Below are 23,459 nucleotides of genomic sequence, written 5' to 3'. Positions count from 1 at the left end.
CGCGGCGCTCCCTATGAAGCTATGCGGTTGCCCTTCAAGGCAAAGATCGGGGTATACAGGGGTATGCGCAATTCCAGTCGCCGAAACACCTCCACTACGATCCGCCATAAATCAGGCATCGCTGCAATCGCCGTGCTGCTGTTCTTCGCATTTGCGTCAGAATCGCTGGCGCAGCGCAGCGTGAACGAATCGAGCGAGCTGTTCGAATCGGTACGCACGGCGGATCTCCGCCTGGCGACGATCGGTTGGCGGCTGGCGTCCACGAACGCGCGGCTCTGCGACCGGCAGGAGCCTGGCACCGGGCTCCAGATCCATACGCTCGATCAGTTCGATTCGACGAACCGTCCCGCGGCCCAGGCGCACTTCGGCTTCGCTACACCCGTCGCGATCGAGGGCGTGGTCCCGAGTAGCCCGGCTGCTCAGGCGGGGCTGCGCGCCGACGATTCGCTCGTCCGCGTCGGGACGGTGGACATGGCCGCGCTCGACGGAAAGCCGGGCACCACCCAGCGGCTGGTCGCCGCCCAGCTCGCGATCGCCGCGCTGCCGCTGGACGCTCCGATCGAAGTGGAGGCGATCCGCGCGGGCGCGCCGGTGCACGTCACCGTCCAGCCCGTGCCGGTCTGCAAGTCGCGCTTCGAGCTTCGGCTCGCCGACGACTTCAACGCCTCGGCCGACGGCACGATGGTCCAGATCAGCGCGCGCTTCCTCGACGACTATCCGGAGGAGCAGTTCGCCGCTGCGGTCGCGCACGAATTCTCGCACAACATCCTGCACCATCGCGACCGGCTCGAAGCGCGCGGTGTGACCTGGGGGCTGCTCTCGGGCTTCGGCGCCAACGTCAAATATTTCCGTCAGACCGAGATCCAGGCGGACCTGCTGTCGGTCTATCTGCTCGCCAATGCCGGCTATTCGCCGCGTGCGCCGATCGCCTTCTGGCGCAAGTTCGGGCCGAGCGGCGGGCCCTCGATCTTCCGCAGCCGCTCGCATCCGCAGTGGCGCGACCGCATCGCGACGCTGGAGGCGGAAGTCGCGAAGCTCGAGACGATCTCGGCGCGGCCGGCGATCCCGGCGCTGATCGCCGAGCGCAGCCAGCCGCTGAGCGGCGACTGGCAGTCGCTGCTGATCCGCAGCCGCTAGCCGACCAGGCGCAGCGGCTCGGCGGCGGCGGGGCGGGGCTGGTCGGGCCAGATGCCGCGCGTGTCATAGACCTGCTTGCCCACGCGCTCGTCGAGCGGGATCGAGCGGAACACGTCATGGTCGACGAGCACGACCAGCGTTTCGCAATCCTCGAGCGCCGCATCGACGTCGATCAGCGTCGCGCCGGTGCCGTCGAACGCCGCGGGCAGGGCGGCAGCATAGGGCTCGACGATCGTGATCCGCTCGCCGAAGCGGCGGGCCAGCGCCTCGGCGACCTTGAGCGCGGGGCTCTCGCGGAAATCGTCGATGTTCGCCTTGAAGGCGAGGCCGAGGCAGGCGACGCGGCCGTGCGGGCGGCTTTCGACCAGCGCCGCGGCCTCCGCGATGACATGCTCGACCTTGCCGTCGTTCACTTCGCGCGCGGTGCGGATCAGCGGCGTCCGATCGGGCGCGGCGTTGACCAGGAACCAGGGATCGACCGCGATGCAGTGGCCGCCGACGCCAGGACCCGGCGACAGGATGTTGACGCGCGGATGGCGGTTGGCGAGGCGGATGACTTCCCACACGTCGACGCCCATGCGGTCCGCGACCAGCGACAGCTCGTTGGCAAAGGCGATGTTGACGTCGCGGAAGGCGTTTTCGGCGAGCTTGGTCATCTCCGCGGCCTTCGCCGAGGTGGTGACGCAGGCACCGCGGACGAAGCGGCGATAGAATTGGAGTGCCTTGCGCGCGCAGCGCGGCGTGACGCCGCCGATCACGCGGTCATTGTCGATCAGCTCGACGAGGATGCGGCCCGGCAGCACGCGCTCGGGGCAATAGGCGATCGCCACATCGGCGCTGCCGGTGCAATGGCCGGGGATCCTGAGGTCGGGGCGAAGCTGCGCGAGCAGCTCGGCGACCTTCTCGGTCGTGCCCACCGGCGAAGTCGATTCGAGGATGACCACGTCGCCGGCCTTGAGCACCACCGCGACATTGGTCGCCGCCTTGAGCACATAGCCGATATCGGGCGCGTGGTTCTCGCCGAAGGGGGTGGGGACGGCGATGACGAACACGTCTGCGGGCTCGATCTGGAGCGAGGCGCGCAGGTTTCCGCGCGCGACCACGCCCGAGACGAGGCCGTCGAGGTCGATCTCCTCGATATGGACCTTGCCCGAGTTCACCGTCTCGACAACGTGCGGATGGACGTCGACGCCCAGCACCTTCGCGCCGGTACGTGCGATCACAGCGGCGGTGGGCAGGCCGATATAGCCTAGGCCGAGTACGACTACCTTGAGCTCAGAGTCCGAAACCATGCGCGACGATCCCCGCAATGCGCTGTGCGGCCTGTCCGTCGCCAAAGGGATTATGGGCGCGGGCCATGGCCGAATAGGCCGGGGGTACGTCGAGCAGGGTTGAGATTTCGGAAACGATCCGATCGGGATCGGTGCCGACGAGCTTGGCAGTGCCCGCGGCGACGCCTTCGGGCCGCTCGGTGGTTTCGCGCATCACCAGCACCGGCTTGCCGAGCGCGGGGGCTTCCTCCTGCACCCCGCCCGAATCGGTGAGCACGACTTCGGCCATGCCGAGCGCGCGGATGAAGTGCGGATAGTCGAGCGGGGCGATGCGCGCGATGTTGGGCCGGTCGCCGAGCAGCGCGTCCATCACCGACACGACATTGGGATTGGGGTGCATCGGGAAAAGGATCGCCGTGTCCGCGCGATCGGCGATGCGCGCGATCGCGTGCGCGATGCCGCCCATGCCGTCGCCGAAATTCTCGCGCCGGTGAGTGGTGACGAGCACGATCCGCTTGCCGGCGAAGCGATCGGCGACGCCGTCCAGATCGGCGGCGAGCACTGGATCGGCCTCGATCCGCGCGCGCGTGGCGTGGAGCGCATCGATCACGGTGTTGCCGGTGACGTGGATGGTCTCGGGATCGACATTCTCGCGGCGAAGCGCCTCGGCGGCGGTGTCGGTCGGGGCGAAATGCTGGTCGGCGATCGGCGCGACGATGCGGCGATTCACTTCCTCGGGCCAGGGCTGGTAGATGTCGCCCGAGCGCAGCCCGGCCTCGACATGGCTCACCGGTATCTTGCGATAATAGGCGGCGAGCGCGCCGACCATCGCCGTGGCAGTGTCGCCCTGCACGATCACGCGGTCGGGCTTCTCGGCGTCCATCGCCTGGCCGAGGCCGGTGAGCAGCCGCGCGGTGAGCGCGTCGAGCGACTGGCCGGGCGTCATCAGGTCGAGGTCGATGTCGGGCGTGATGCCGGCGATCGCCAGCACCTGATCGAGCAGGCCGCGGTGCTGCGCGGTCACGCAGCTGCGCACCTCCAGCCCGCCGTGCGCGCGCAGCGCGCCGATGACGGGGAAGAGCTTGATGGCCTCTGGCCGGGTTCCGAAGACGATCAATATCCTGGGCGCGCGCATGGCGCCCTTCTAGCGGCAGAGGCTTAAGACAAGCTTCTCAGCTGGCCATCCGCATCGTTCGCGCGAAATCGAGCGAGCGCGTCTGGAGCGAGCCGTCGAAATATTCGATCGTCCGCGTCAGCCCTTCGCGCAGCTGGATCTTGGGCTCCCAGCCCAGCACCTGCTTGGCCTGGCCGATGTCGGGCCGGCGCTGGCGGGGGTCGTCGGCCGGGAGCGGCCTGTGGACGATCTGCACGTCGGTGCCGACCAGGTCGCGGACCATCTCGGCGAGCTCGAGCATCGTGAACTCGCCGGGATTGCCCAGGTTCATCGGGCCGATCACCTGCGCGGGGCTGTTCATCATCGCGATCAGCCCGTCGACGAGGTCGTCGACATAGCAGAAGCTGCGCGTCTGGCTGCCGTCGCCATAGATGGTGATCGGCTCGCCGGTGAGCGCCTGGACGATGAAGTTGGAGACGACGCGCCCGTCGCCCGGATGCATCCGGGGGCCATAGGTGTTGAAGATGCGCACCACCTTGGTGTGCAGACCGTGCTGGCGGTTATAGTCGAAGAACAGCGTCTCGGCGCAGCGCTTGCCTTCGTCGTAGCAGGAGCGCGGCCCTACCGGGTTCACATTGCCCCAATAGCTCTCGGGCTGGGGGTGAACCGACGGGTCGCCATAGACTTCGCTGGTCGAGGCCTGGAGGATCGTCGCCTTGGTGCGCTTGGCGAGCCCCAGCATGTTGATCGCGCCCATCACGCTGGTCTTGGTCGTCTGGACCGGATCGGCCTGGTAGTGGATGGGGGAGGCGGGGCAGGCGAGATTGAAGATCTTGTCGACTTCCACATAAAGCGGGAAATTGACGTCATGGCGCAGCAGCTCGAACTTGGGGCTGCCGAGCAGATGCTCGATGTTCTGGCGTCGGCCCGTGTAGAAATTGTCGACGCACAGGACTTCGCACCCGCGCATCAGCAGCCGGCTGCAGAGATGGGACCCGATGAACCCGGCGCCGCCGGTCACGAGAATGCGATTCGGCTCGATCAGGCTCATCGGCGCATCCCTCTTCCTCTATGTAGCGATGCGGGCCCAACGAACCGTCTGCGGCTTTGCTCCCCGGCTTGATTGCCCGCCGTGCAACGGGCATTGCGGCCTCCGCGGTTTGCCCGGCCGCGCTCAGGAGAGTTGAATGATCAAGCCGCTACGCAAGGCAGTCTTCCCCGTCGGCGGACTCGGCACCCGCTTCCTCCCCGCGACCAAGGCGATGCCCAAGGAGATGCTCCCGGTCGTCGACCGGCCGCTGATCCAGTACGCCGTCGAGGAGGCGATGGAGGCGGGGATCGAGCAGATGATCTTCGTCACCGGGCGCGGCAAAAGCGCGATCGAGGACCATTTCGATATCGCCTTCGAGCTCGAGACGACGATGCACGAGCGCGGCAAGTCGCTCGACATCCTCGATGCGACGCGGCTCAAGCCCGGCGCGGTCGCCTATGTCCGCCAGCAGGAGCCGATGGGGCTCGGCCATGCGGTGTGGTGCGCGCGCGACATCGTGGGCGACGAGCCCTTCGCGGTGCTCCTCGCCGACGACTTCATGGTCGGCACGCCCGGCTGCCTCAAGCAGATGGTCGACGCCTACAACAAGGTCGGCGGCAATTTGATCTGCGCCGAGGAAGTGCCCGACGACCAGACGCACCGCTATGGAATCATCACGCCGGGCGCGCGCGACGGGGCGCTCACTGAGGTGCAAGGGCTGGTCGAGAAGCCGGCGCCCGGCACTGCGCCTTCGAACCTGTCGGTGATCGGCCGCTACATCCTCCAGCCCGAGGTGATGCGCGTGCTCGAAGGGCAGGGGACCGGCGCGGGCGGCGAGATCCAGCTCACCGATGCGATGGCGCGGATGATCGGCGACCAGCCGTTCCACGGCGTCACCTTCCAGGGCACGCGATACGATTGCGGCGACAAGGCGGGCTTCATCCAGGCCAATATCGCGGTGGCGCTGGCCCGCACGGACATCGGGCCCTCGGTCCGGGAGTTCATCGCCCGTTTGTAGGCGGTCCACCTCGCTTGGGGCACGACTCCCGAACCCGCGACAATTGGCCTAAAGTGCCGCCCGACTCGAGCAAAAGGGACATGCCATGAACGAGGCAAGGGAGAAGGAGCTCGAAACCGCGGCGGCTTCGGCGCAGGTGGCACCCCCGCGAACCGATCAAGGCCCGGAAGACAAGCCTCCGGTGCGCGCCTATTCTTTCGACGGATGGGGGTTGGTGCCGCTGGACCTGGCGGACGCCTGAGCGCGGCTTATTGGCCGTAATGCTCGCGGTACCAGCGGACGAACTGCGGCACGCCCACGCTAGGCGGAATGGCCGGCACGAAACCGGTCAGCTGTTCGAGCAGCTCCGATGAAGCTTTCGTTGCAGGAACATCGCCTTGCTGCATCGGCATGAAGTTCTTCTTGGCCGGTTGGCCGAGCGCCTTCTCGAGCTCCCCGATATATTCCATCAGCGGGGTGGGCGTCCCGCCGCCAATGTTCACGATCCTGAACGGTGCGACGGGCGACAGGCTGTCTCCGTCGACTGGGTGGGAACCGGGCACGGCGTCGGTGAGGCGCACGATTGCTTCGACGAGATCGTCGATATAGGTGAAATCGCGCACCATCTGTCCGTTGTTGTAAACGTCGATGGCGTCCCCCGCGAGAATGGCTTTGGTGAATTTGAATAACGCCATATCGGGGCGTCCCCACGGACCATAGACCGTGAAGAAGCGGAAGAAGGTCATCGGCGTGCGGAACAGATGGCTGTAGCTGTGCCCCATCAGCTCGGTCGCGCCCTTTGTTGCCGCATAGAGGCTGAGCGGGGTGGCGGTGCGCTGGGTCTCGTAGAACGGCATTTCGGTATTGGCGCCGTAGACCGAGCTGGTCGCGGCCGCGAGCAGGTGTCGCACCGGATGGTGCCGGGCAAGCTCGAGCACGTTGAAGGTACCGATAAGGTTGGTGCTGATGTAGCTGTCGGGCGCGTCGATGCTGTAGCGAACCCCCGCCTGGGCGGCGAGGTGGATCACCATGTCGGGGCGGAAGTCGGCCCAGGCGGTGCCGAATGCTTCGCGATCCTCGATCGAGACACGTGCGACCGAAAACCTCGGATTGTTCTCCAGCATCTCGGTGCGGCGCTCCTTGAGCGACACGTCGTAATAGGGCGTGAAATTATCGACACCCAGCACCGTCGCGCCTTCCTGGAGCAGCCGGCTGCAGGTGTGGAAACCGATGAAACCCGCCGATCCCGTAACAAGTACCCGCTTTGTGCCGTTGGTCATGAAGTCTCCCGCTGCTGGCGCGACATTTGCCGCGCCGTCTGCAAGATCGCGCCCGTCAAGTCCAGTTGGCGATTTGGCCGCATGCCGGGCAGCCGGGGTCCTTCGGCAGGTTGAGCGTGCGGAAGCGCAGCGCCAGCGCGTCGACCAGCAGCAGCTTGCCCGCGCTATCCTCGCCGAAGGGCGCGCAGGCGCGGATCGCCTCGAGCGCGGCCAGGCTGCCCATCACGCCCGTCAGCGCGCCGAGCACGCCCTGTTCGGCGCAGGTCATCTCCGGCCGGTCCGGATCGGCGCCGACGAAGCAGCGATAGCAGGGCTTGCCCGCCTCCCAGCCGCGGAAGACGCCGAGCTGGCCCTCGAACTCTCCCACGGCGGCCGAGACCAACGGGATGTGCAGGCGCAGCGCCGCGTCGGCCACGGCGAGCCGAGTCGAGAAATTGTCCGATCCGTCGAGGATCGCCTGCGGCGCGAGCCGCTCGAGCAGTGCTTCGACATCGTCCGCGCCGATGCGCGTGCGGATGCCCTCGAAGACCACGTGCGGGTTGAGCCGCTGCACTGCCTCGGCCGCGGCCTCCACCTTGGCCTGGTCGATCTGGTCCGTCCCGTAGAGCGTCTGGCGCTGGAGGTTGGACAGCGACACGGTGTCGTCGTCGATCGCCGTGATCCGCCCGACTCCCGCCGCCGCGAGATACTGGATCGCCGGCGAGCCGATGCCTCCGGCACCGATCAGCACGACATGGGCCGCGCGCAGCCGGGCCTGGCCGGCACCGCCGACCTCGCGCAGCACGATGTGCCGGGCGTAGCGCTCGAGTTCCGCGTCGCTGAGCATCACCGCGGCCAGCTGAAGCTGAGGTCGGCGCGATACCATTGCGGCGCGCTGGCGTTGCGCGGCAGCAGGTTGTTCCGCGCGAAGCCCGCCGCGAGCGCGGCGGCGAATTGCTCCACCGTCGGGCAGTCGATCGCGCGAGGCACCACCGTGCGGATGCCGCCGGCCTCGTCGACCAGCACCGCGACTCCCACCACCAATGTCTGGAGCCGCGCTCCCGGGGCAGCGGGCGCGGGGACCGGGCATTTGCGCGCCTTGACTTCGCGCGCGACGAAGCCGTGCATGTCCGGAGTCACTACGGGCGGAACACGATAGGGCAGCGGCGGCAAGGCGGCCCAGTCGATCGCGCGCGCCTGGAGCGCGGCCATGATGGCGAGGGCGGCCGTGATCATGTGCCCGTCGAGCCGAATCCCCCGATTCCGCGGATCGTATCGTCGAGCGCCTCCGCCTCTTCCAGCGCCGCCCGCTGCACCGGCGCCGGCACCAGCTGGGCGATCCGGTCCCCCCGCGCGATCGGAAAGGCCGCGTCGCCCAGATTGGCGAGGATCACCTTCACTTCGCCGCGATAGTCGCTGTCGATCGTACCCGGCGTGTTGAGGCAGGTGATGCCATACTTGAGCGCCAGCCCCGAGCGCGGGCGCACCTGCACTTCGAAGCCCTCGGGAATCGCCATGGCGAAGCCCGTGGCGACGGCATGGCGCGCGCCGGGCGCCAGGATCAGGTCCTCGGCCGAGACCACGTCCATGCCCGCGGCGCCCGCAGTGGCATAGGCGGGAAGCGGCAGGCCCTCGCCGTGCGCGAGGCGGCGGACCGCGATCCGGATCGGAGCGAGCATCAAATCTTCCTTGTCAGTGCGGCCGCCAGGCGTTCGGTGGCTGCGAGCACCTCCGGGTCCTCGAGCAGCTGGTGGCCCTTGCCCGGCACGATCCGATAGTCGGTCGCGATTCCGCGCAGCGTCAGCGCCTCGGCATAGGCGCGGGAGAATTTGACCGGAGTCACCAGGTCGTCGGCGCCGACCAGCACTGCGGCGCGGAGCTCGGGCGAAATGCCGCCCGCAGTCTTGAGCGGATCGAGCCCGGCCGAAGTGGCGGCGGGAAGCGCGCCCGCCTGCGACTGGATATGCGCGCGCCACTCCGGCAGCGCGCAGGGGCAGGCGACCAGCACGATGCCGTCGATCAGATGCGGCTGCACCCCCGCCAGATTGGCGGCGAGCGCGGCACCGCCGGCGTCGCCGACCACGACGATCCGCGCGCGCGGATAGCGGTGGCGAAGCGCGGCGATCGAGTCGCCCGCCACGGTCACTGCGCGGGTGCCATAGCCTTCGAGCGTCGGATCGAGTCCGTCGCCGCTGAGTGGCGGGAGCGCCACTGCGGCGCTTGCCGGGATCGCGCGCGCCACGGCGGCGGCGAAGCGGCGATTAATATCGGGCGTGGCGGCAGAGTCCCCGTCGGTCAGCACCGCCACGACTGTCTGGATGCCGGCGCCGCTGGCTGGCCCGAACACGTCGCCCGCAGGTGCGGCCGTCTTGGGCCGGGGCGAGCCCGTGGCGCACGCCGCCAGCAGCAGCGGCAGCGCGAACGCTGCCACGGCGCGGTGCCGGATAGGGCGAAGGCGAGTCATGGCCACAGGCAAGCAGATGAAATCCTATTTTGGAAGCCCCCGCGTCCAGGTCCTCAATCGACCTGGAGCGCGTCGGCGATCCGCTCCGCCAGTCGCGTCGCCACATCGGCCTTGGGGAGGCGCTCCCAGCTCTCGACCCCCGCGGCCGTGACGATGTGGATGGCATTGCTCGCGCCGCCCATAACATCCCCCGATACGTCGTTCGCCACAATCCAGTCTGCGCCCTTGCGAGTCCTTTTTGCGGTAGCGTGTTCGATCACCTTCTCGGTCTCGGCCGCGAAGCCGACGACGAGCCTGGGACGGCGCGGGCCGGAGGCGACCGCGGCGAGGATGTCGGGGTTCTCGCTGAGGCTGAGCACAGGCGGCGCGTCGCCCTTCTTGATCTTCTGGTCCGCCGCCTCGGCGCGCCAGTCGCCGACCGCCGCGACCATCACCGCGGCATCGGCGGGAAGCGCCGCCTCGACCGCCTGTGCCATCTCGCGCGCGGTCTCGACGTCGACGCGCGTCACGCCCGCCGGAGTCGGCAGGGCGACGGGGCCCGAGACGAGCGTGACCCGTGCGCCGAGCCGCGCCAGCGCCTCGGCGATCGCATAGCCCTGGCGCCCCGAGGAGCGGTTGGCGATGTAGCGCACCGGGTCGATCGGCTCGTGCGTCGGGCCTGCCGTCACGAGGACGTGCTTGCCGGCAAGGCGAGTTCCCCTTCCGCTCGCGGGAGGGGGCAGGGAAGGGGCCGTCGAAGCGAGAGCTTGTTGGATCGCGGCCAGGATCGCCTCGGGCTCGGGGAGGCGGCCGGGGCCATATTCGCCGCACGCCATCGGCCCTTCGTCGGGCTCGAGCACGGTGACGCCGTCGGCGCGGAGCTGCGCCACGTTGCGCCGCGTCGCCGCATGCTGCCACATCCGCACGTTCATCGCCGGCGCGGCGAGCACTGGCTTGTCGGTGGCGAGCAGCAGCGTGGTGGCAAGGTCGTCGGCGATGCCCGCCGCCATCTTCGCGAGCAGGTCGGCAGTGGCCGGCGCGACGACGATCAGGTCGGCCTGGCGGCTGAGCTGGATATGGCCCATCTCGGCCTCGTCCTTCAGGTCCCACAGCGTGGTGTAGACCTGGTTCTCGGACAGGGCGGCGAGCGTCATCGGCGTGACGAAATGCGTGCCGCCCTCGGTCAGCACGCAAGTGACGTGGATCCCGGCCTTGCGGCACAGGCGGACGAGCTCGCACGCCTTGTAGGCCGCGATGCCGCCGCCGACGATCAGCAGGATGCGCTTCATCGCGACACAATCTGGACGCGCAGCCGCCGCCTGTCGAGGGCGGAGGCCACCAGCTCGCGCGCCGCGTCGGGCACGAAGGCGAGGCCGACCAGGAAGGGCGGCGCGACCACCATTGCCCAATAGAAAGTGTCCGCGCGCGCGAACAGGGCGAGCAGCAGCGCGAAGGCGAAGAACAGCGACGCCGCGCGCGCGCCGAGCGGATCGCGAAGCGCCGTCCAGCCGAACAGCGCCAGCGCCACCAGGACCGCCTGGAGCCAGCCGGGCATGATCATCAGCGCGGTCGTGGCGGCGATCGAATTGACGAAGAAGCCGAAGCCGAGCAGCCCCGACCAGCCCGGCGAGACCGTGTCGAGCGGCGTCACGACTCTGGCGACGGCAGCCGCGTGGAAGCCGAGCGCGACGCCGAACAGCGCCAGCGCGAGCACCCAGCCGAGCGCCTCGCGCCTCGCGCCGTCGCGCCATGCCCAGGCGGCCATCAGGATCAGGTAGATCGCCGCGGTCTCGCGGACGAGCGCGGCGACCAGTCCGATCGCTGCGGCGTCGATCCAGCGGCCGGGCTTGCGCCGCGCGAGCGAGAGCGCGACGAGCAGTCCCGCCCAGACCTCGTGGAACGGCCAGAGATCGCCCTGCACGAACACCGCCAGCCCTCCCGCGAGCAGCGCGAGCCCGATGACGCGCGCGCGCCAGCCGCGGAGCAGCTCGGCGAACCGCGCGAACCACGCCAGCGCGGTTGAGGCGGCAAGCAGATAGAGGCTGATCGGCAGTGCGATCGGCGGCAATTGCGCCTGCACCACCGCCAGCGTGGGCAGGCGGAAGGTGATGAAGGGGCGGAGCGGGTAGTTGCCCTGCCGCAGCTCCTGCGCCGCGACGGCATAATATTGGCCGCCGTGGCGAATGCCGGCGACGATCGATTCATAGAGGAGAACGTCGCGGCGATCGTCGCCGCTGCGGCTCGCCTCGGGAGTCGAAGCCGGCGGCGCGCTGCTCCACGGCGCCGTCATCGAAGCCAGCAACAGCGCCGCGAGCAGCGCGAGCACCAGCCGCGCCCGATTGCGCGGAATGGCTGCATAACGGCTGGGCTGGGTTAGCCAGAGGGTGGCGGAACGGGCCATGCGGGCGAGGGACTACACGGGCTACGCGGCCAGTGTCGAGAGGCGCCTCGCTCGAAGGCTGGCACCGGGTGGGACGAGCGCGCTGAGGCCGTCGTTTTGAGCGAGAAGAGAAGCGGCACCGGGAGACCGGTGCCGCTCCCACCCGATCAGTTCTTGGCCAGCGTTGCGCTGAAGGTGCCGTCCGTAACGACGTTCAGATTCAGCAGATTGTCGCCATAGCTGCGGATCTGTCCGCCTGCAGTACGGACGAGACCGCTGACATTGCCTTGGATGGCCGTGTCGCTGACTGCGATGAAGGCATTCGCCGAACCCTGCGCGGTCAGTCCGTTGCCGCCGTTGTTCGTCACGTTCGATCCAGAGATCAGCACGAGAGCGGTGGGCGTTCCTGCCGGCGAGTTCACGATCACGGCACTGCCGGGGTTCTCGCTCAGCACCGTATCGTTCACGACCACGCGCAGCCCGGCTGCACCCGTGGTGCTCGATGTATCGACGCGCAGGGCCTCGCTGGCGCCCGCCGTGATCACGCTCTGCTGGATATCCACCGCAGCGGTCGCAGTGCCGGTGGGCTGGACCAGGACCCCGCCGCCGGTGTTGGTCATCGTGGTATTGTGGATTGTAGTGCGGGTGGTGGTCGAGGGATTGACCGAGACGGCGCGGCCGCTCTGGTTCATGATGAACACGTCCTCGAGCACCAGCGACTTCCCGGAAACCAGGCGCACGCCATTCAGTCCGGGGGTCGTCCCCGCGCCGTTGATCGAGATTCCGCGCAGCACCACATTGATGGTTCCCGGTGTGCCCGTCGCGCTGTCGTTGACGACGACCCCGTTGATACCGCCCGAATTGAGGATGCTGCCCATCGTTCCGGTACAATCGATCGTAATCGACTTGGTCACCGTGACCGTCCCGAAGCCGCCGGGATCGAGGCAGTCGATTTCGCCGCCCGCAGCCGTTTTGGAGATGGCACCGGCGAAGGTCTTGCAGGGCGCCGTGCGGCTGCAGGGGTTGACGTCGTCGCCGACGCCCGAAACCCAAGTTCGCGTCGCCTGCGCATAGGCAGGCTGGGCGAAACCACAGGCGAACGCAAAAGCTGCAATGCCCAGATGCAGGGCAGATTTATTGATCATGGTTATTCCCCCATTTGGTCGGTCGGAATGATCGACCGTGGTTTGTACGCTGGCTATCCCGGTGAGGATTATTCGGAAAATCGGGGCCGTCGGCTGTAGATCCGCCCCACGCCCTGCTTCCGCGACCCTGATGTCCGCCCCGAGCCCGGAACATACTTTGTTCCAGCGGCGGGAGCTTCGCATCTTTTGGCCGGACAATCCACCGAAACATGCCGAATCCCGCGGCGCAACAGGGTGAATTGGTTTTATTCAGTGTGCGCACAGTCATCGGAGCTGCCCGCAACTATCGGTCGGATCATATCAAGGCAGCGGTGAGGCATTCACTTAAGGAATGAAGAATGTGGCGGCGGACAAGCGAGTCGACGCTAAATCATTGTAAGTGTGAGATCATTCAAGTGCTACCGGTTTCCGCGATTTGGCGTTTTTGGGACAGTCCGGCGCCTGCATGTGATTGACACGGCGTTCGGAGCGATCCAAATGCGCCGCGCTCAAGCTCCAAAAGGGGCAGAATCTGGTGTGCGGGGCGCCGCCAGTCCAAGCAAATCGAAGGATCGACAGATGAAAGCCAAGTCTTTGCGCGCGGCTGCCGCATGTGCGCTTGCCGTGGCCATTGCATTTCCGTCGGCTGCGAACGCCCTGGGGTGCAACGGTGTAATCAATCCGTTGCTGGCCGGGTGCACGCGCTCGGACAACAACGACGGGCCGCAGTTCCCCTATTTCAAGGTCAACCGGATCTCCGTTCCGAGCAACCTCGCGAAGATTGAGGTGAAGGAAGGAGCGCTGATGACCCAGATCAAGGGTCGATGGTATCCTGTGCTGTCTGCCGCCAACGGCAGTGTTACGATCGTCGAAAGCGTCAACTGACGACTGGCGCGATACCGCGCGGCCAGATCACGAACATTCCTCGGGGAGGGGGTCACATGAAGAACGCCATTCTCAACCTATCGTTTATCGCCTTGGCCACGGCGCTCAGCCCGGCCGCTCATGCGCAGGTCGCCGCTGCCGAAGAGGTGGTGCTGGTGGGTGCCCAGGGGCACGACATTCACGCCGACCACAACACCAGCGGCCTGCGCATTTATGCGTCGCCTACGTTGACCACGACGCCCGACACGGCTGTCATCCAGGTGTTCGGCAACGCCTCGACGCTTCCGGGCGCGATCTACATCGACTCCGGTGCCCATAACCTCGGCGGTATCTTCTTCCGCACCGCAGGCACAGGCGGCACCATCACGGAACGGATGCGGATCAATCCGGCCGGCAATGTCGGCATCGGCACGCCCTTTCCGACGAAGAAGCTGGAAGTCGCGGGCAGCATGAAGCTGAGCGGCACGGGCAACGGCGTTTATTTCCCCGACGGCTCGTTTCTGGGAAGCGCGACCGGCACCTGGGGGAATCTCAGCGGCCAGAACGCCTGGACCGGTCAGAACACCTTCGTGAACGGCCTGTCGTCCAACGGCGTCGCCATCACCAACGTCGGCAACCCGGTCAGCGCCACGGACGCAGTGAACAAGGCCTATGCCGACGCGAACTTCGTCAAGTTCGTGCCCGGCGCCGAGCAGCTCTCGGTCGGTGACGCCAACGGCACTGCGCCGATGATCAACCTGCGCGGCGGATCGACCTGCTGCTCGGGCCCGGGCGGCCACACGCCGGCATGGTTTAAGGTGTTTCAGAATGGCAGCTTCGTCGCCACGGGCAACCTGGGCATCGGCGTCTCGCCCATGCAGGGCAAGGGCTACCGGACCTCGTGGGACAGCTACAAGGGCGCGTTCCGCTCGGGCTATGCCGACGCCGAATGGGATGACGCCAATGTCGGCTTCTTCTCCTGGGCGGGCGGCAGCAACTCGACGGCGATCGGCCTCTATGCGCTGGCGTTCGGCGACACCAACTCGGCCGAGAGCACCTCGTCGATCGTGTTCGGCAGCGGCAACCAGGTGAAGGGCGCCGCGGGCTTTTCGGCGGGTGCGGGCAACCGCGTGTGCGACACCTATGGTGTCGCGCTGGGCAACAACGCCAAGTCGGGCGGGCCGCTGATCAACGGCAAGTGCGATCCGGACAGCTTCAACATCCACGGCTTGGCCGCGGTCGCGATCGGCTACAATGTGACCGCGAACCAGGATCACACGACTGCGATGGGCAAGTTCGCTTCGAACAACAATTTCAGCGGCACCTTCGTCTGGTCCGACGGCTCGGCGACGGCTTCGGCGGACACCTTCAACAACACCGCGAACAATGAGTTCGCGGCGCGCGCGACGGGCGGCTTCCGCTTCCGCACCAACCTGGCTGGGACCACCGGGTGCAACCTGCCGGCGGGCTCGGGCGTGTGGAACTGCACGTCCAGCCGCACGACCAAGCAGAACTTCGCGACCGTCAACGGCGAGGAACTGCTCGCCAAGGTGCGCGCGATGCCGATCACGACCTGGAACTACACCAGCGAAGGTGCGCAGGTGCGCCACCTCGGCCCGGTCGCCGAGGACTTCTTCCAGGCCTTCGGCCTGGGCGTGGGCAACACCTCGATCGGCATTCAGGACCTGGCGGGCGTGAGCCTGGCTGCGGTCAAGGCGCTGGAGGAGCGTACCGCGGAACTGCAGGCCAAGTCGGTCGAAGTCGAGACGCTCCGGACCGAGCTCGGCGCCATGCGCAGCGCCAATGAAGCGCTCGAGAAGCGGCTAGAGGCGATCGAGGCGAGCCTGAAGGCGACGCCGAAGCAGTAACCCGGGGAGGGGTGGCCGCCATCGCCCGTCGGGACGCGCCGGACAGTCGGCGCTCCCGATCGCGATGGCGGCCTCAGCCGGGCACCAATACTTGGCAATGTCAGTGGCAATTGCTTCCGGATCGCGCTATTATTGACCCTTAAAGGGGGCAGGATTCTACAGCAATGACGCGTATTTATCGTCTGGCGCGGTGGCTCGGGGCGCCGCTCGGCTTCGTCTGGTCGGCAGCGGCCTCGGCACAGGATTCACTGGGAGATCCGGCCGGGTCGGGCCCGATCGTCAGCGCGGTGCGCTGGCTCGAGGGGACATTGCTCGGCACCATCGCCACCGCCGTCGCGGTGATCGCAGTGGCGACGGTGGGCTTCCTGATGCTGACCGGCCGGATCAACTGGCGCTACGGCGTCACCGTGATCCTCGGCTGCTTCATCCTCTTCGGGGCAGCGAGCATCGTCGCAGGGATTCAGTCGACGGCCAGCCTCGGGCAATAGCCGGTGGAAGGGATCGACCGCGACCCCTTGTTCGTGGCGCTCACGCGCCCGCAGATGTTCGCCGGCGTCACCTATAGCTATTTCGTCGCCAACGCGATCATCGCGACCGAGCTGTTCCTCGTGTTCCGTTCGGCCTGGGTGCTGATCGCGGCGGTGGTGCTGCACCTCGCCGGCATGGTGCTCTGCGTGCGCGAGCCGCGCTTCTTCGACCTCTGGATCGCGCGGATCGCACGCTGCCCGCGCGTCAAGAACCATGCGATCTGGCGATGCAACTCCTACCGGCCCTGACGCGCGACCCCAAGGTCATCGCCCGCGAAGCGCCGGCGGGCCGCCAGCTGCCGTACGCCCGCCATGTCGACCGTGCGACGATCGAGACGCACGACGGCCTGCTGATGCAGGTCATCCGGCTCCGCGGCTTCCTGTTCGAGACCGCTGACACCGAGGAGATCAACTACCGCAAGCGGCTGCGCGACGCGATGCTGCAGGCGATCGGCTCCTCGCGCTTCGCCATCTATCACCACGTCATCCGCCGCGAGGCCGCGGTCGAGATCGGTGGCGACCACCGCGACGATTTCTCGCGCCGGCTCGATCAGGCCTGGCGCGACCGGCTCGCGGCGCGGCGGCTCTACGTCAACGACCTCTATCTCACGCTGGTGCGCCGCCCGCTGCAGGGCCGCGTCGGCCTGCTCGATCGCGCGCGCGAGATGCTGAGCCGTGGCAGCCCCGACACCGCGGTCGCGCAGGCGGGCGACCTGCGCCAGCTCGACACCGCGCGCGAGGCGCTGATGGCCGCGCTCGGCAATTACGAGCCGCGCCTCCTCCAGATCTACGACGGCCCGCAGGGGCCGTGTTCCGAGCCGCTCGAATTCCTGTCCGAGCTGTTCAACCGCGAGCGGCGGCCGGTGCTGCTGCCGTTCCAGGACATCGCCTCCTATCTCCCCTATCGGCGCGTGAGCTTTGGGCAGGAGACGGTGGAGCTGGGCGCGTCAGGGACGCTGCCGCGCGATTTCAGCGCGATCGTCTCGATCAAGGATTATCCCGGCCAGACCAGCCCGGGGATGTTCGACGAGCTGCTGCGGTTGCCCTTCGAGCTCACGATGTCGCAGTCGTTCGGCTTCGTCGACCGTCAGGCGGCGCTGGGCCGGATGAACCTTGCGCTGCGCCGGATGCGCTCGGCCGAGGATGAAGCGGTGAGCCTGCGTGCGGACCTGTCGCAGGCCAAGGACGAAGTCGCCGCCGGCCGCGCGGGCTTCGGCGAGCACCACATGACCGTGGCGGTGCACGGCGCGACGCCGGCCGAGGTCGATGCGGGCGTGGCGGAAGTCCAGGCGACGCTGGCCGAGCTGGGGGTGATCGCGGTGCGCGAGGAAATCGCGCTCGAGCCCGCCTATTGGGCGCAGTTCCCTGGCAACTTCAAGTTCATCGCGCGCCGCGGGCTGGTCTCGACCGGAAATTTCGCGGGGCTCGCGAGCGGGCACAATTTCCCGGTGGGCCAGCAGCACGGCAACCATTGGGGCGAGGCGGTGACCTTGCTCGAGACGACGGCCGCCGGCCCCTATTTCTTCAACTTCCACCAGGGCGACCTGGGCAATTTCACGGTGATCGGCCCCTCGGGCTCGGGCAAGACCGTGGTGCTCAACTTCCTGCTCGCCCAGGCGCGCAAATATGCGCCGCGGATCATCTTCTTCGACAAGGATCGCGGCGCCGAGCTGTTCATCCGCGCGATCGGCGGGCGCTACGACGTGCTGCGCCCGGGCGAGCCCTCGGGGCTCAATCCGCTGCGGCTGCCCGACACGCCGGCCAACCGGCAGTTCCTGATCGACTGGCTGACCCAGCTAGCCGGTGGCGCCGACGTCGAGGAGCTGGCGCGGATCAAGGACGCGGTCGACGCCAACTTTCTCCAGCCGCCCGAGCATCGCCGGCTGCGCTATCTCGCCGAGCTGTTCCGCGGCAGCCACCGCGCCGCCGCCGGCGATCTGTGGGCGCGAATCGCGCCGTGGTTCGGCACCGGCGAGCGCGCCTGGCTGTTCGACAATGAGGAGGACCGGACCGACCTGACCGCGGAATCGGTCGGCTTCGACATGACCCAGGTGCTCGACGACGCGGCGCTGCGCACGCCGGCGATGATGTACCTGTTCCACCGCGTCGAGGAGCGGCTGGACGGCACTGCGGCGATCATCGTGGTGGACGAGGGCTGGAAGGCGCTCGACGACGACGTCTTCGTGCGGCGCATCAAGGATTGGGAAAAGACGATCCGCAAGCGCAACGGCATCGTCGGCTTCGCGACGCAGAGCGCGCAGGACGCGCTCGAGAGCCGCATCGCCAGCGCGATCATCGAGCAGGCGGCGACTCAGATCTTCATGGCCAATCCGCGCGCGCGGCCCGAGGATTATGTCGACGGCTTCGGCCTGTCGCGGCACGAGTTCGAGCTGATCCGCTCGCTGCCCGACAATGCGCATTGCTTCCTGATCAAGCACGGCGCCGAGAGCGTGGTCGCGCGGCTCAACCTGACCGGCGAACACGAACTGCTCACCATCCTCTCGGGGCGCGAACGCACCGTCCGCCTGCTGGACGAGATCCGCGCGGAGAGGGGCGACGATCCCGCCGACTGGCTCCAGCCGCTGCTGGAGCGCGCCTGATGGCCTGCGTCTATTATCCGCCCGATAACGGTACGTTGCAGAGCGTGCTCGGCTTCGTCGACTGCCAGGCGCGCACGATCGGCGAGCAGGGCTATCTGGCGCTCGCCGCGCCCGGATCGGTCGCGTCGCTGGCGCTCACCTCGCTGCTGACGCTGTTCGTCGCGCTGATCGGCTATCGCATGCTGCTGGGCGAGATCCCGGGGATGCGCGACGGCGTGATGGCGCTGGTCAAGATCGGCGCGGTGCTGGCGCTGGCGAGCGGGTGGCCGGCCTATCGCACGCTGATCTACGACGTCGCGCTCGATGCGCCGGCCGAGCTCGCCGCGGCGATCGGCGGCCCGGCGGGCGTGCCGGGCTCGACAGGCGGGCTGGTCGCGCGGATGGACGGCCTCGACCGCGGCTTCGAAGCGCTCGCCATCGAAGGCCCCGGGCCGGCGCCCGATCCGACCGTCCAGCAGGTCGCCCCGCCGATGTTCGGCGGCTTCGATACCTTCGCGATCGGCGCGTCGCGCACCACCTTCCTGGTCGGCGCGCTGGGGTCTTTCGCCGGCCTCCGCCTGCTCGGCGGGCTGCTGCTGGCGCTCGGGCCGCTGTTCGTCGGCTTCCTGCTGTTCGATGCGACGCGCGGGCTGTTCGTGGGGTGGCTGCGGGCGCTTGCGGGCACCGTGCTCGGCGTGGTGGCGACCAGCGTCGCGCTCGGCGTCGAATTGGCGCTGCTCGAGCCCTGGCTGAGCGACCTGCTCGCGCGCCGCGTTGCGCAGGTGCCGATCCCCGGCGCGCCCGCGCAACTGCTGGCCGTGACGATCGTGTTCGGCCTGGTGCTGCTCGCGATGATCGGCGGGGTCGCGCGCGTCGCCTGGGCGCTGCGGCTGCCCGAGGGCGCGCGTACGAGCCTGCGCGAGCGGTTCGAGCGGAGTGACAGCGCTGAGCGATCGAGCACCGATCGCCGCACCATGCCCGCCGCGATCGACGGCCGCTCGCGCGCGTCGGTGATCGTCGACGCCGTCACCGCCGCCCAGCGGCGCGAAGCGACCGCTGGCGCCGCCGGCGTCGGCTCCGGGGCGGCGAGCGCCTCGCCCGGCTCCGTCACCATTCGACAGTCCATCAACAGCACCGCCGGGCCCGTCAGCCCGCAGGGAGCGCCGTCGCGCCGGCGAGCCTCCGTACGCGTGTCGGCCAGCGCGCGCCGCCGGGATTTCAACGCATGAAGAAGATGAGCACCGAAGCGCTCGACGCCTATCTCAAGGGAGCGCAGAGCTGGGCGCAGGACCGGCAGGAATCGCTCCGCGCCTCGCGCCGGGTCGCCTGGATCGTCGCGGCGGTGGCGATCGCGGTCGCGCTCTGCCTCGCCGTCGCGCTGATGCTGCTGATGCCGCTCAAACGCGTCGAGCCCTATACGTTGCTCGTCGATCGGCAGACCGGCTTCGTCCAACTGCTCAAGCCGCTCGATCCGCAGATGGTGTCGAGCGACGCCGCGCTCACGCAATCCTTCCTCGTGCAATATGTCATCGCGCGCGAGGGTTTCGACATCAATTCGCTCCAGGCCGACTATCGCAAGGTCGGGCTCTGGTCGACCGGCCAGGCGCGCGCCGACTATCTCTCGCTGATGCCGGCCACCAACCCGGCGAGCCCGCTCGCCACCTATCCGCGCTCGACGGTCGTCTCGGCGCGGGTGAAGAGCGTGTCGGCGCTCGGCCCCAAGAGCGCGCTGGTCCGCTTCGATACCGTCCGCCAGGACGTCGGCCGGCAGCCCGCCGCGCCGCAGCCCTGGGTGGCAGTGATCCGCTACGATTACGCCAATGCGCCGATGTCGGTGGAGGACCGCTACGTCAATCCGCTCGGCTTCCAGGTGCGCAGCTATCGCCGCAACGCCGAGGCGCTTCCGCCCGAGCCGACGCCTGCACCGAGCCCGACGCTCGTGCCCCAGGCCGCACCGGCGACGGTGCCGGGCGTCGCCCCGTCGACCGCGCCCGGCGGCGTCGTCATCCCGCCGCGCCGCGCTGCGCAGCCGGCGGTCGAGCTATGAGGCTGCGCGGCGCGCTCCTGCTGATCGCGCTGGCGGTTCCCGCGGCACCCGCTGCCGCGCAGGAGCTCCCGGCCGACGCGCGCGTGCGCATCGTCGACTTTCAGCCCGACCAGGTCGTGCGGATCGAAGGGGCTCCCGGATACCAGCTCGTCATCGAGCTGGCGCCCGACGAGCAGATCGTCAGCGTCGCGCTGGGCGACAGCAGCGCGTGGCAGGTCACCGCCAATCGCGCCGGCAGCCACTTGATCGTCAAGGCGGTGCAGGGCGGCGTCTCGACCAACCTGACCGTGATCACCAGCGTGCGCGCCTATCACTTCGATCTCGCGCCCAGCTATGCGCCGACCATCTATTCGCTGCGCTTCCGCTATCCGCCGCCGCCGCCCACCATCGCGTCGCTGCCGGTGGGCCTCACCAATCGCTACAAGCTCAGCGGCAAGCGTTCGCTGTGGCCGTCGCGGATGGCGGACGACGGCGAGCGTACCTTCGTCGAATGGCCCAAGAACGTCGACCTGCCGGCGGTCTTCGCGGTCGATACGCAAGGCAAGGAGACGCTTGTCAACGGAATGATGCGCGACGACCGGCTGGTGATCGATTCGATCGCCAAGCAGTTCGTCTTCCGGCTCGACGGCAATGTCGCGCGCGCCAAGCGGCAGGTACGCGAGCCACGGGCGGAGAAGCGCTGATGGCGACCCAACCGCCTTCGCCTCCCGCCGAGGAGAGCGGTTCGGTGCTTCCGACGGTGGCGCGGCCGCGCACCGGCCTTTCCACGCTCGCGATCGTCGGCTTTGCCCTGATCGGCTTCGTCCTCCTGTTCGCCGTGCTCAACGCGCGACGTCAGGCCGCGATGGCGCCGAGTACATCGAGTCGGATGGCAGAGTCGGGCCGGCCCTCGACGGTGCCGCAGCTCATAATTCCGCCGGAACCGACTCCGCCCGCCCCGGCGCCCGCGCCGACGGTGATCGTCACGCAGGCGCCTGCCGTGGCCGAGCGTCAACCGGCGCCGCAGCCTGCGCCGCGCACCTATGTCCCGCTCGCGCCGCCGCCACAGTATCAGCCGGCGCCGGAGCCCATTCCGCCGCGCGCATCGAACGGCACTTCGCTCGTCATCGACAATTCGGAAGGCGCCCGTCCGCCCGTGGCTACACCGGTTCCGCCCGGCCCCGCGGGGTTCCAGGCACGCAACGATACCGATCGCGCGCGCGCGGGCATGTTCGCCAACCGCGCGACGACGGTGTTGCAGGGAACGCTGATCCCCGCCGTGCTCGAGACGGGTTTCGATTCGAACCGCGCGGGCTTCGCGCGCGCGATCGTCTCGCGCAACGTGATCGGCTTCGACGGCACGCGCGTTCTCATCCCGCGCGGCAGCAGGCTGATCGGCGAATATCGGTCGGACGCCGGACCGGGGCAGAACCGCGCGCTGATCAACTGGACCCGGCTGATCCGGCCTGACGGCGCGACGATCAACATCGGATCGCCCGCCGCCGACCGAGTCGGCCGCACCGGCATCCGTGCCGATGTCGATACGCACTTCTTCGAGCGCTTCTCGGGCGCCATCCTGCAATCGGCGCTCGATTTCGGGGTCAACCTCGCGCTGCGCGGCAGCAACGGGCCGGTGATCGTGCCGCTGCCCAACAACGACAGTTCGGCGATCCAGAACCGGTTCAACCAGGTGCCGCGCACGCTCTCGGTCAAGCCGGGCACGTCGATCAGCGTCTTCGTCGCGCGCGACCTCGACTTCACCGAAGTCGAAGGCCGGCAGTGAACGCGCCGCCGGCCGCGCAGGGCGGAGTCTATCTCCGCAGCTTCCTGGCGCCGTTCGAGCCGGTGCTGGCGCGCACCGACGTCACCGACATCTACGTCAACCGCCCCGAGGAGCTCTGGGCGGAGACGATCGCGGGCACGGTCGAGCGGCACGAGATTCCCGGGCTCAGCGAGGCCTGGCTGATGCGCCTCGCGACGCAGATCGCGGCCTTCGCCAACCAGGGGGTCAGCCGCGAGCATCCGCTGCTTTCGGCCAGCCTGCCCGACGGCGCGCGCGTCCAGGTTATCGCGCCGCCCGCCACCCGCGGCTTTCCGGCGATCGCGATCCGCAAGCACGTCAATCCCGAGCTGACGCTCGCCGATTATGTCGAGCGCGGCGGCTTCGACGCGGTCCGCACGCGCGAGGCGCTCGCCGAGGACCCGGCCGACGAGGCGCTGGCCACGCTGCTCCGCTCGGGCGATGTCGCGGGGACGCTCGCCGCCGCGGTGCGCGCGCGCAAGACGATCCTCGTCTCCGGCGGCACCTCGACCGGCAAGACCACCTTCCTCAACGCGCTGATGCGCGAGATCCCGGCGCAGGAGCGGCTGATCCTGATCGAGGACACGCCCGAGCTCCAGCTGCGCCACGAAAATGCCGTGGGGCTGCTCGCCGCGCGCAGCGAGCTGGGCGAGGCGCAGGTGACTGCCGACGACCTCGTCGCCGCGTCGCTGCGCATGCGCCCCGACCGCATCATTCTGGGCGAGCTGCGCGGGCCCGAGGCCTATGCCTTTCTGCGCGCGGTCAACACCGGCCACCCCGGCTCGATGACCACGGTCCACGCCGACAGCCCCGAACGCGCGATCGAGCAGATCGTGCTGCTGGTCCTCCAGGGCGGCACGCGGCTCAACCGCGAGGACGTGCGCCACTATGTCCGCAGCTGCATCGGTGTGTACGTCCAGCTGGACCGCGTGGCCGGGCGGCGGCGGGTGACCGATGTGGTGCTCGCGCGGTGACGGACTTCATTGCGATCAAGGTTTCAGACAGGACGAGGGAATGACGATCGAACTTGCGCCGGGGG

Annotated in this window: 24 protein-coding genes; 13 read left to right on the top strand and 11 right to left on the bottom strand. The window is 68.4% G+C overall.

The window, feature by feature from the left end:
- Positions 1–180: 180 nt before the first annotated feature.
- Complete coding sequence (locus J7500_RS06755; RefSeq protein ID WP_294060857.1) at positions 181–1,137, top strand: M48 family metallopeptidase; 957 nt, start codon at positions 181–183, stop codon at positions 1,135–1,137.
- Here the strand turns inward: J7500_RS06755 and wecC are convergent.
- From wecC to J7500_RS06740, 3 genes are read right to left on the bottom strand one after another with little or no spacing between them, the layout of a single operon-like run.
- Entirely contained in the window at positions 1,134–2,429 is a 1,296-nt protein-coding gene (gene wecC, locus J7500_RS06750; protein ID WP_294060856.1) for a UDP-N-acetyl-D-mannosamine dehydrogenase, read from the bottom strand. The two genes, J7500_RS06755 and wecC, sit on opposite strands and share 4 nt — an antisense overlap.
- Complete coding sequence (wecB, locus tag J7500_RS06745) at positions 2,413–3,543, bottom strand: non-hydrolyzing UDP-N-acetylglucosamine 2-epimerase (RefSeq protein ID WP_294060855.1); 1,131 nt, start codon at positions 3,541–3,543, stop codon at positions 2,413–2,415. Before wecB ends, wecC begins: the two co-directional genes overlap by 17 nt.
- Positions 3,544–3,580: 37 nt before the next feature.
- Positions 3,581–4,573 (bottom strand): UDP-glucuronic acid decarboxylase family protein, encoded by a 993-nt coding sequence (locus tag J7500_RS06740; RefSeq protein WP_294060854.1) that lies wholly within the window; start codon positions 4,571–4,573, stop codon positions 3,581–3,583.
- Positions 4,574–4,709: 136 nt separating this feature from the next.
- Here J7500_RS06740 and galU point away from each other — a divergent pair, with 136 nt between their 5' ends.
- Both galU and J7500_RS06730 read left to right on the top strand, forming a co-directional pair.
- Positions 4,710–5,570 carry a UTP--glucose-1-phosphate uridylyltransferase GalU gene (galU, locus tag J7500_RS06735; protein WP_294060853.1) on the top strand — a complete coding sequence of 287 codons (861 nt, stop codon included), beginning with the start codon at positions 4,710–4,712 and terminating at the stop codon, positions 5,568–5,570.
- Positions 5,571–5,655: 85 nt separating this feature from the next.
- Complete coding sequence (locus tag J7500_RS06730; protein WP_294060852.1) at positions 5,656–5,811, top strand: hypothetical protein; 156 nt, start codon at positions 5,656–5,658, stop codon at positions 5,809–5,811.
- Between the two features lie 7 nt (positions 5,812–5,818).
- Here the strand turns inward: J7500_RS06730 and J7500_RS06725 are convergent, their stop codons facing one another.
- The 8 genes from J7500_RS06725 to J7500_RS06690 form a co-directional block, all read right to left on the bottom strand.
- On the bottom strand, positions 5,819–6,829 hold the full coding sequence (locus tag J7500_RS06725; RefSeq protein WP_294060851.1) for an NAD-dependent epimerase/dehydratase family protein: 1,011 nt from the start codon (positions 6,827–6,829) through the stop codon (positions 5,819–5,821).
- Positions 6,830–6,884: 55 nt separating this feature from the next.
- Positions 6,885–7,658 carry a molybdopterin-synthase adenylyltransferase MoeB gene (locus J7500_RS06720; RefSeq protein WP_294061120.1) on the bottom strand — a complete coding sequence of 258 codons (774 nt, stop codon included), beginning with the start codon at positions 7,656–7,658 and terminating at the stop codon, positions 6,885–6,887.
- On the bottom strand, positions 7,655–8,044 hold the full coding sequence (locus J7500_RS06715; RefSeq protein WP_294060850.1) for a hypothetical protein: 390 nt from the start codon (positions 8,042–8,044) through the stop codon (positions 7,655–7,657). Before J7500_RS06715 ends, J7500_RS06720 begins: the two co-directional genes overlap by 4 nt.
- Entirely contained in the window at positions 8,041–8,487 is a 447-nt protein-coding gene (gene dut / locus J7500_RS06710; protein WP_294060849.1) for a dUTP diphosphatase, read from the bottom strand. The genes J7500_RS06715 and dut overlap by 4 nt, the downstream gene beginning before the upstream one ends.
- The gene (locus J7500_RS06705; RefSeq protein ID WP_294060848.1) at positions 8,487–9,239 is read right to left on the bottom strand and encodes a hypothetical protein; all 753 of its coding nucleotides are present in this window, start codon (positions 9,237–9,239) and stop codon (positions 8,487–8,489) included. Before J7500_RS06705 ends, dut begins: the two co-directional genes overlap by 1 nt.
- An 86-nt stretch (positions 9,240–9,325) precedes the next feature.
- Positions 9,326–10,540: a bifunctional phosphopantothenoylcysteine decarboxylase/phosphopantothenate--cysteine ligase CoaBC gene (coaBC, locus tag J7500_RS06700; protein WP_294060846.1), complete on the bottom strand. Its 1,215-nt coding sequence runs from the start codon at positions 10,538–10,540 to the stop codon at positions 9,326–9,328.
- Positions 10,537–11,652 carry a hypothetical protein gene (locus tag J7500_RS06695; protein ID WP_294060844.1) on the bottom strand — a complete coding sequence of 372 codons (1,116 nt, stop codon included), beginning with the start codon at positions 11,650–11,652 and terminating at the stop codon, positions 10,537–10,539. Before J7500_RS06695 ends, coaBC begins: the two co-directional genes overlap by 4 nt.
- Before the next feature lie 146 nt (positions 11,653–11,798).
- Positions 11,799–12,776 (bottom strand): hypothetical protein, encoded by a 978-nt coding sequence (locus J7500_RS06690; RefSeq protein ID WP_294060843.1) that lies wholly within the window; start codon positions 12,774–12,776, stop codon positions 11,799–11,801.
- Between the two features lie 558 nt (positions 12,777–13,334).
- Between J7500_RS06690 and J7500_RS06685 the strand changes: the two genes are divergently transcribed.
- The 10 genes from J7500_RS06685 to virB11 all read left to right on the top strand — a co-directional run bounded on the left by J7500_RS06685 (position 13,335) and on the right by virB11 (position 23,394).
- The gene (locus tag J7500_RS06685; protein ID WP_294060842.1) at positions 13,335–13,640 is read left to right on the top strand and encodes a hypothetical protein; all 306 of its coding nucleotides are present in this window, start codon (positions 13,335–13,337) and stop codon (positions 13,638–13,640) included.
- A 56-nt stretch (positions 13,641–13,696) separates the two neighbouring features.
- Entirely contained in the window at positions 13,697–15,487 is a 1,791-nt protein-coding gene (locus J7500_RS06680; RefSeq protein WP_294060841.1) for a tail fiber domain-containing protein, read from the top strand.
- Positions 15,488–15,651: 164 nt separating this feature from the next.
- Positions 15,652–15,975: a TrbC/VirB2 family protein gene (locus J7500_RS06675; RefSeq protein ID WP_294060840.1), complete on the top strand. Its 324-nt coding sequence runs from the start codon at positions 15,652–15,654 to the stop codon at positions 15,973–15,975.
- 3 nt (positions 15,976–15,978) lie between these two features.
- Positions 15,979–16,263: a type IV secretion system protein VirB3 gene (locus J7500_RS06670; protein ID WP_294060838.1), complete on the top strand. Its 285-nt coding sequence runs from the start codon at positions 15,979–15,981 to the stop codon at positions 16,261–16,263.
- Positions 16,242–18,614: a VirB4 family type IV secretion/conjugal transfer ATPase gene (locus J7500_RS06665; protein ID WP_294060837.1), complete on the top strand. Its 2,373-nt coding sequence runs from the start codon at positions 16,242–16,244 to the stop codon at positions 18,612–18,614. The genes J7500_RS06670 and J7500_RS06665 overlap by 22 nt, the downstream gene beginning before the upstream one ends.
- Positions 18,614–19,822 (top strand): type IV secretion system protein, encoded by a 1,209-nt coding sequence (locus tag J7500_RS06660; RefSeq protein ID WP_294060836.1) that lies wholly within the window; start codon positions 18,614–18,616, stop codon positions 19,820–19,822. Before J7500_RS06665 ends, J7500_RS06660 begins: the two co-directional genes overlap by 1 nt.
- Positions 19,819–20,640, top strand: a complete 822-nt coding sequence (locus J7500_RS06655; protein WP_294060835.1) for a virB8 family protein — start codon at positions 19,819–19,821, stop codon at positions 20,638–20,640. Before J7500_RS06660 ends, J7500_RS06655 begins: the two co-directional genes overlap by 4 nt.
- Positions 20,637–21,323, top strand: coding sequence for a TrbG/VirB9 family P-type conjugative transfer protein (locus tag J7500_RS06650; protein WP_294060834.1), 687 nt, complete (start codon positions 20,637–20,639; stop codon positions 21,321–21,323). The genes J7500_RS06655 and J7500_RS06650 overlap by 4 nt, the downstream gene beginning before the upstream one ends.
- A complete protein-coding gene (locus J7500_RS06645; protein WP_294060832.1) occupies positions 21,323–22,402 on the top strand; it encodes a TrbI/VirB10 family protein in 1,080 nt (359 codons plus the stop codon). The genes J7500_RS06650 and J7500_RS06645 overlap by 1 nt, the downstream gene beginning before the upstream one ends.
- Positions 22,399–23,394: a P-type DNA transfer ATPase VirB11 gene (virB11, locus tag J7500_RS06640; protein WP_294060831.1), complete on the top strand. Its 996-nt coding sequence runs from the start codon at positions 22,399–22,401 to the stop codon at positions 23,392–23,394. The genes J7500_RS06645 and virB11 overlap by 4 nt, the downstream gene beginning before the upstream one ends.
- Positions 23,395–23,459 lie beyond the last annotated feature (65 nt).

This window comes from Sphingomonas sp., from assembly GCF_017744835.1.
In the GTDB taxonomy this organism is placed as follows: Bacteria; Pseudomonadota; Alphaproteobacteria; order Sphingomonadales; family Sphingomonadaceae; genus Sphingomonas.
The sequence above is the reverse complement of the archived record's forward strand: the minus strand, read 5'-3'. Positions and strand labels throughout refer to the sequence as shown.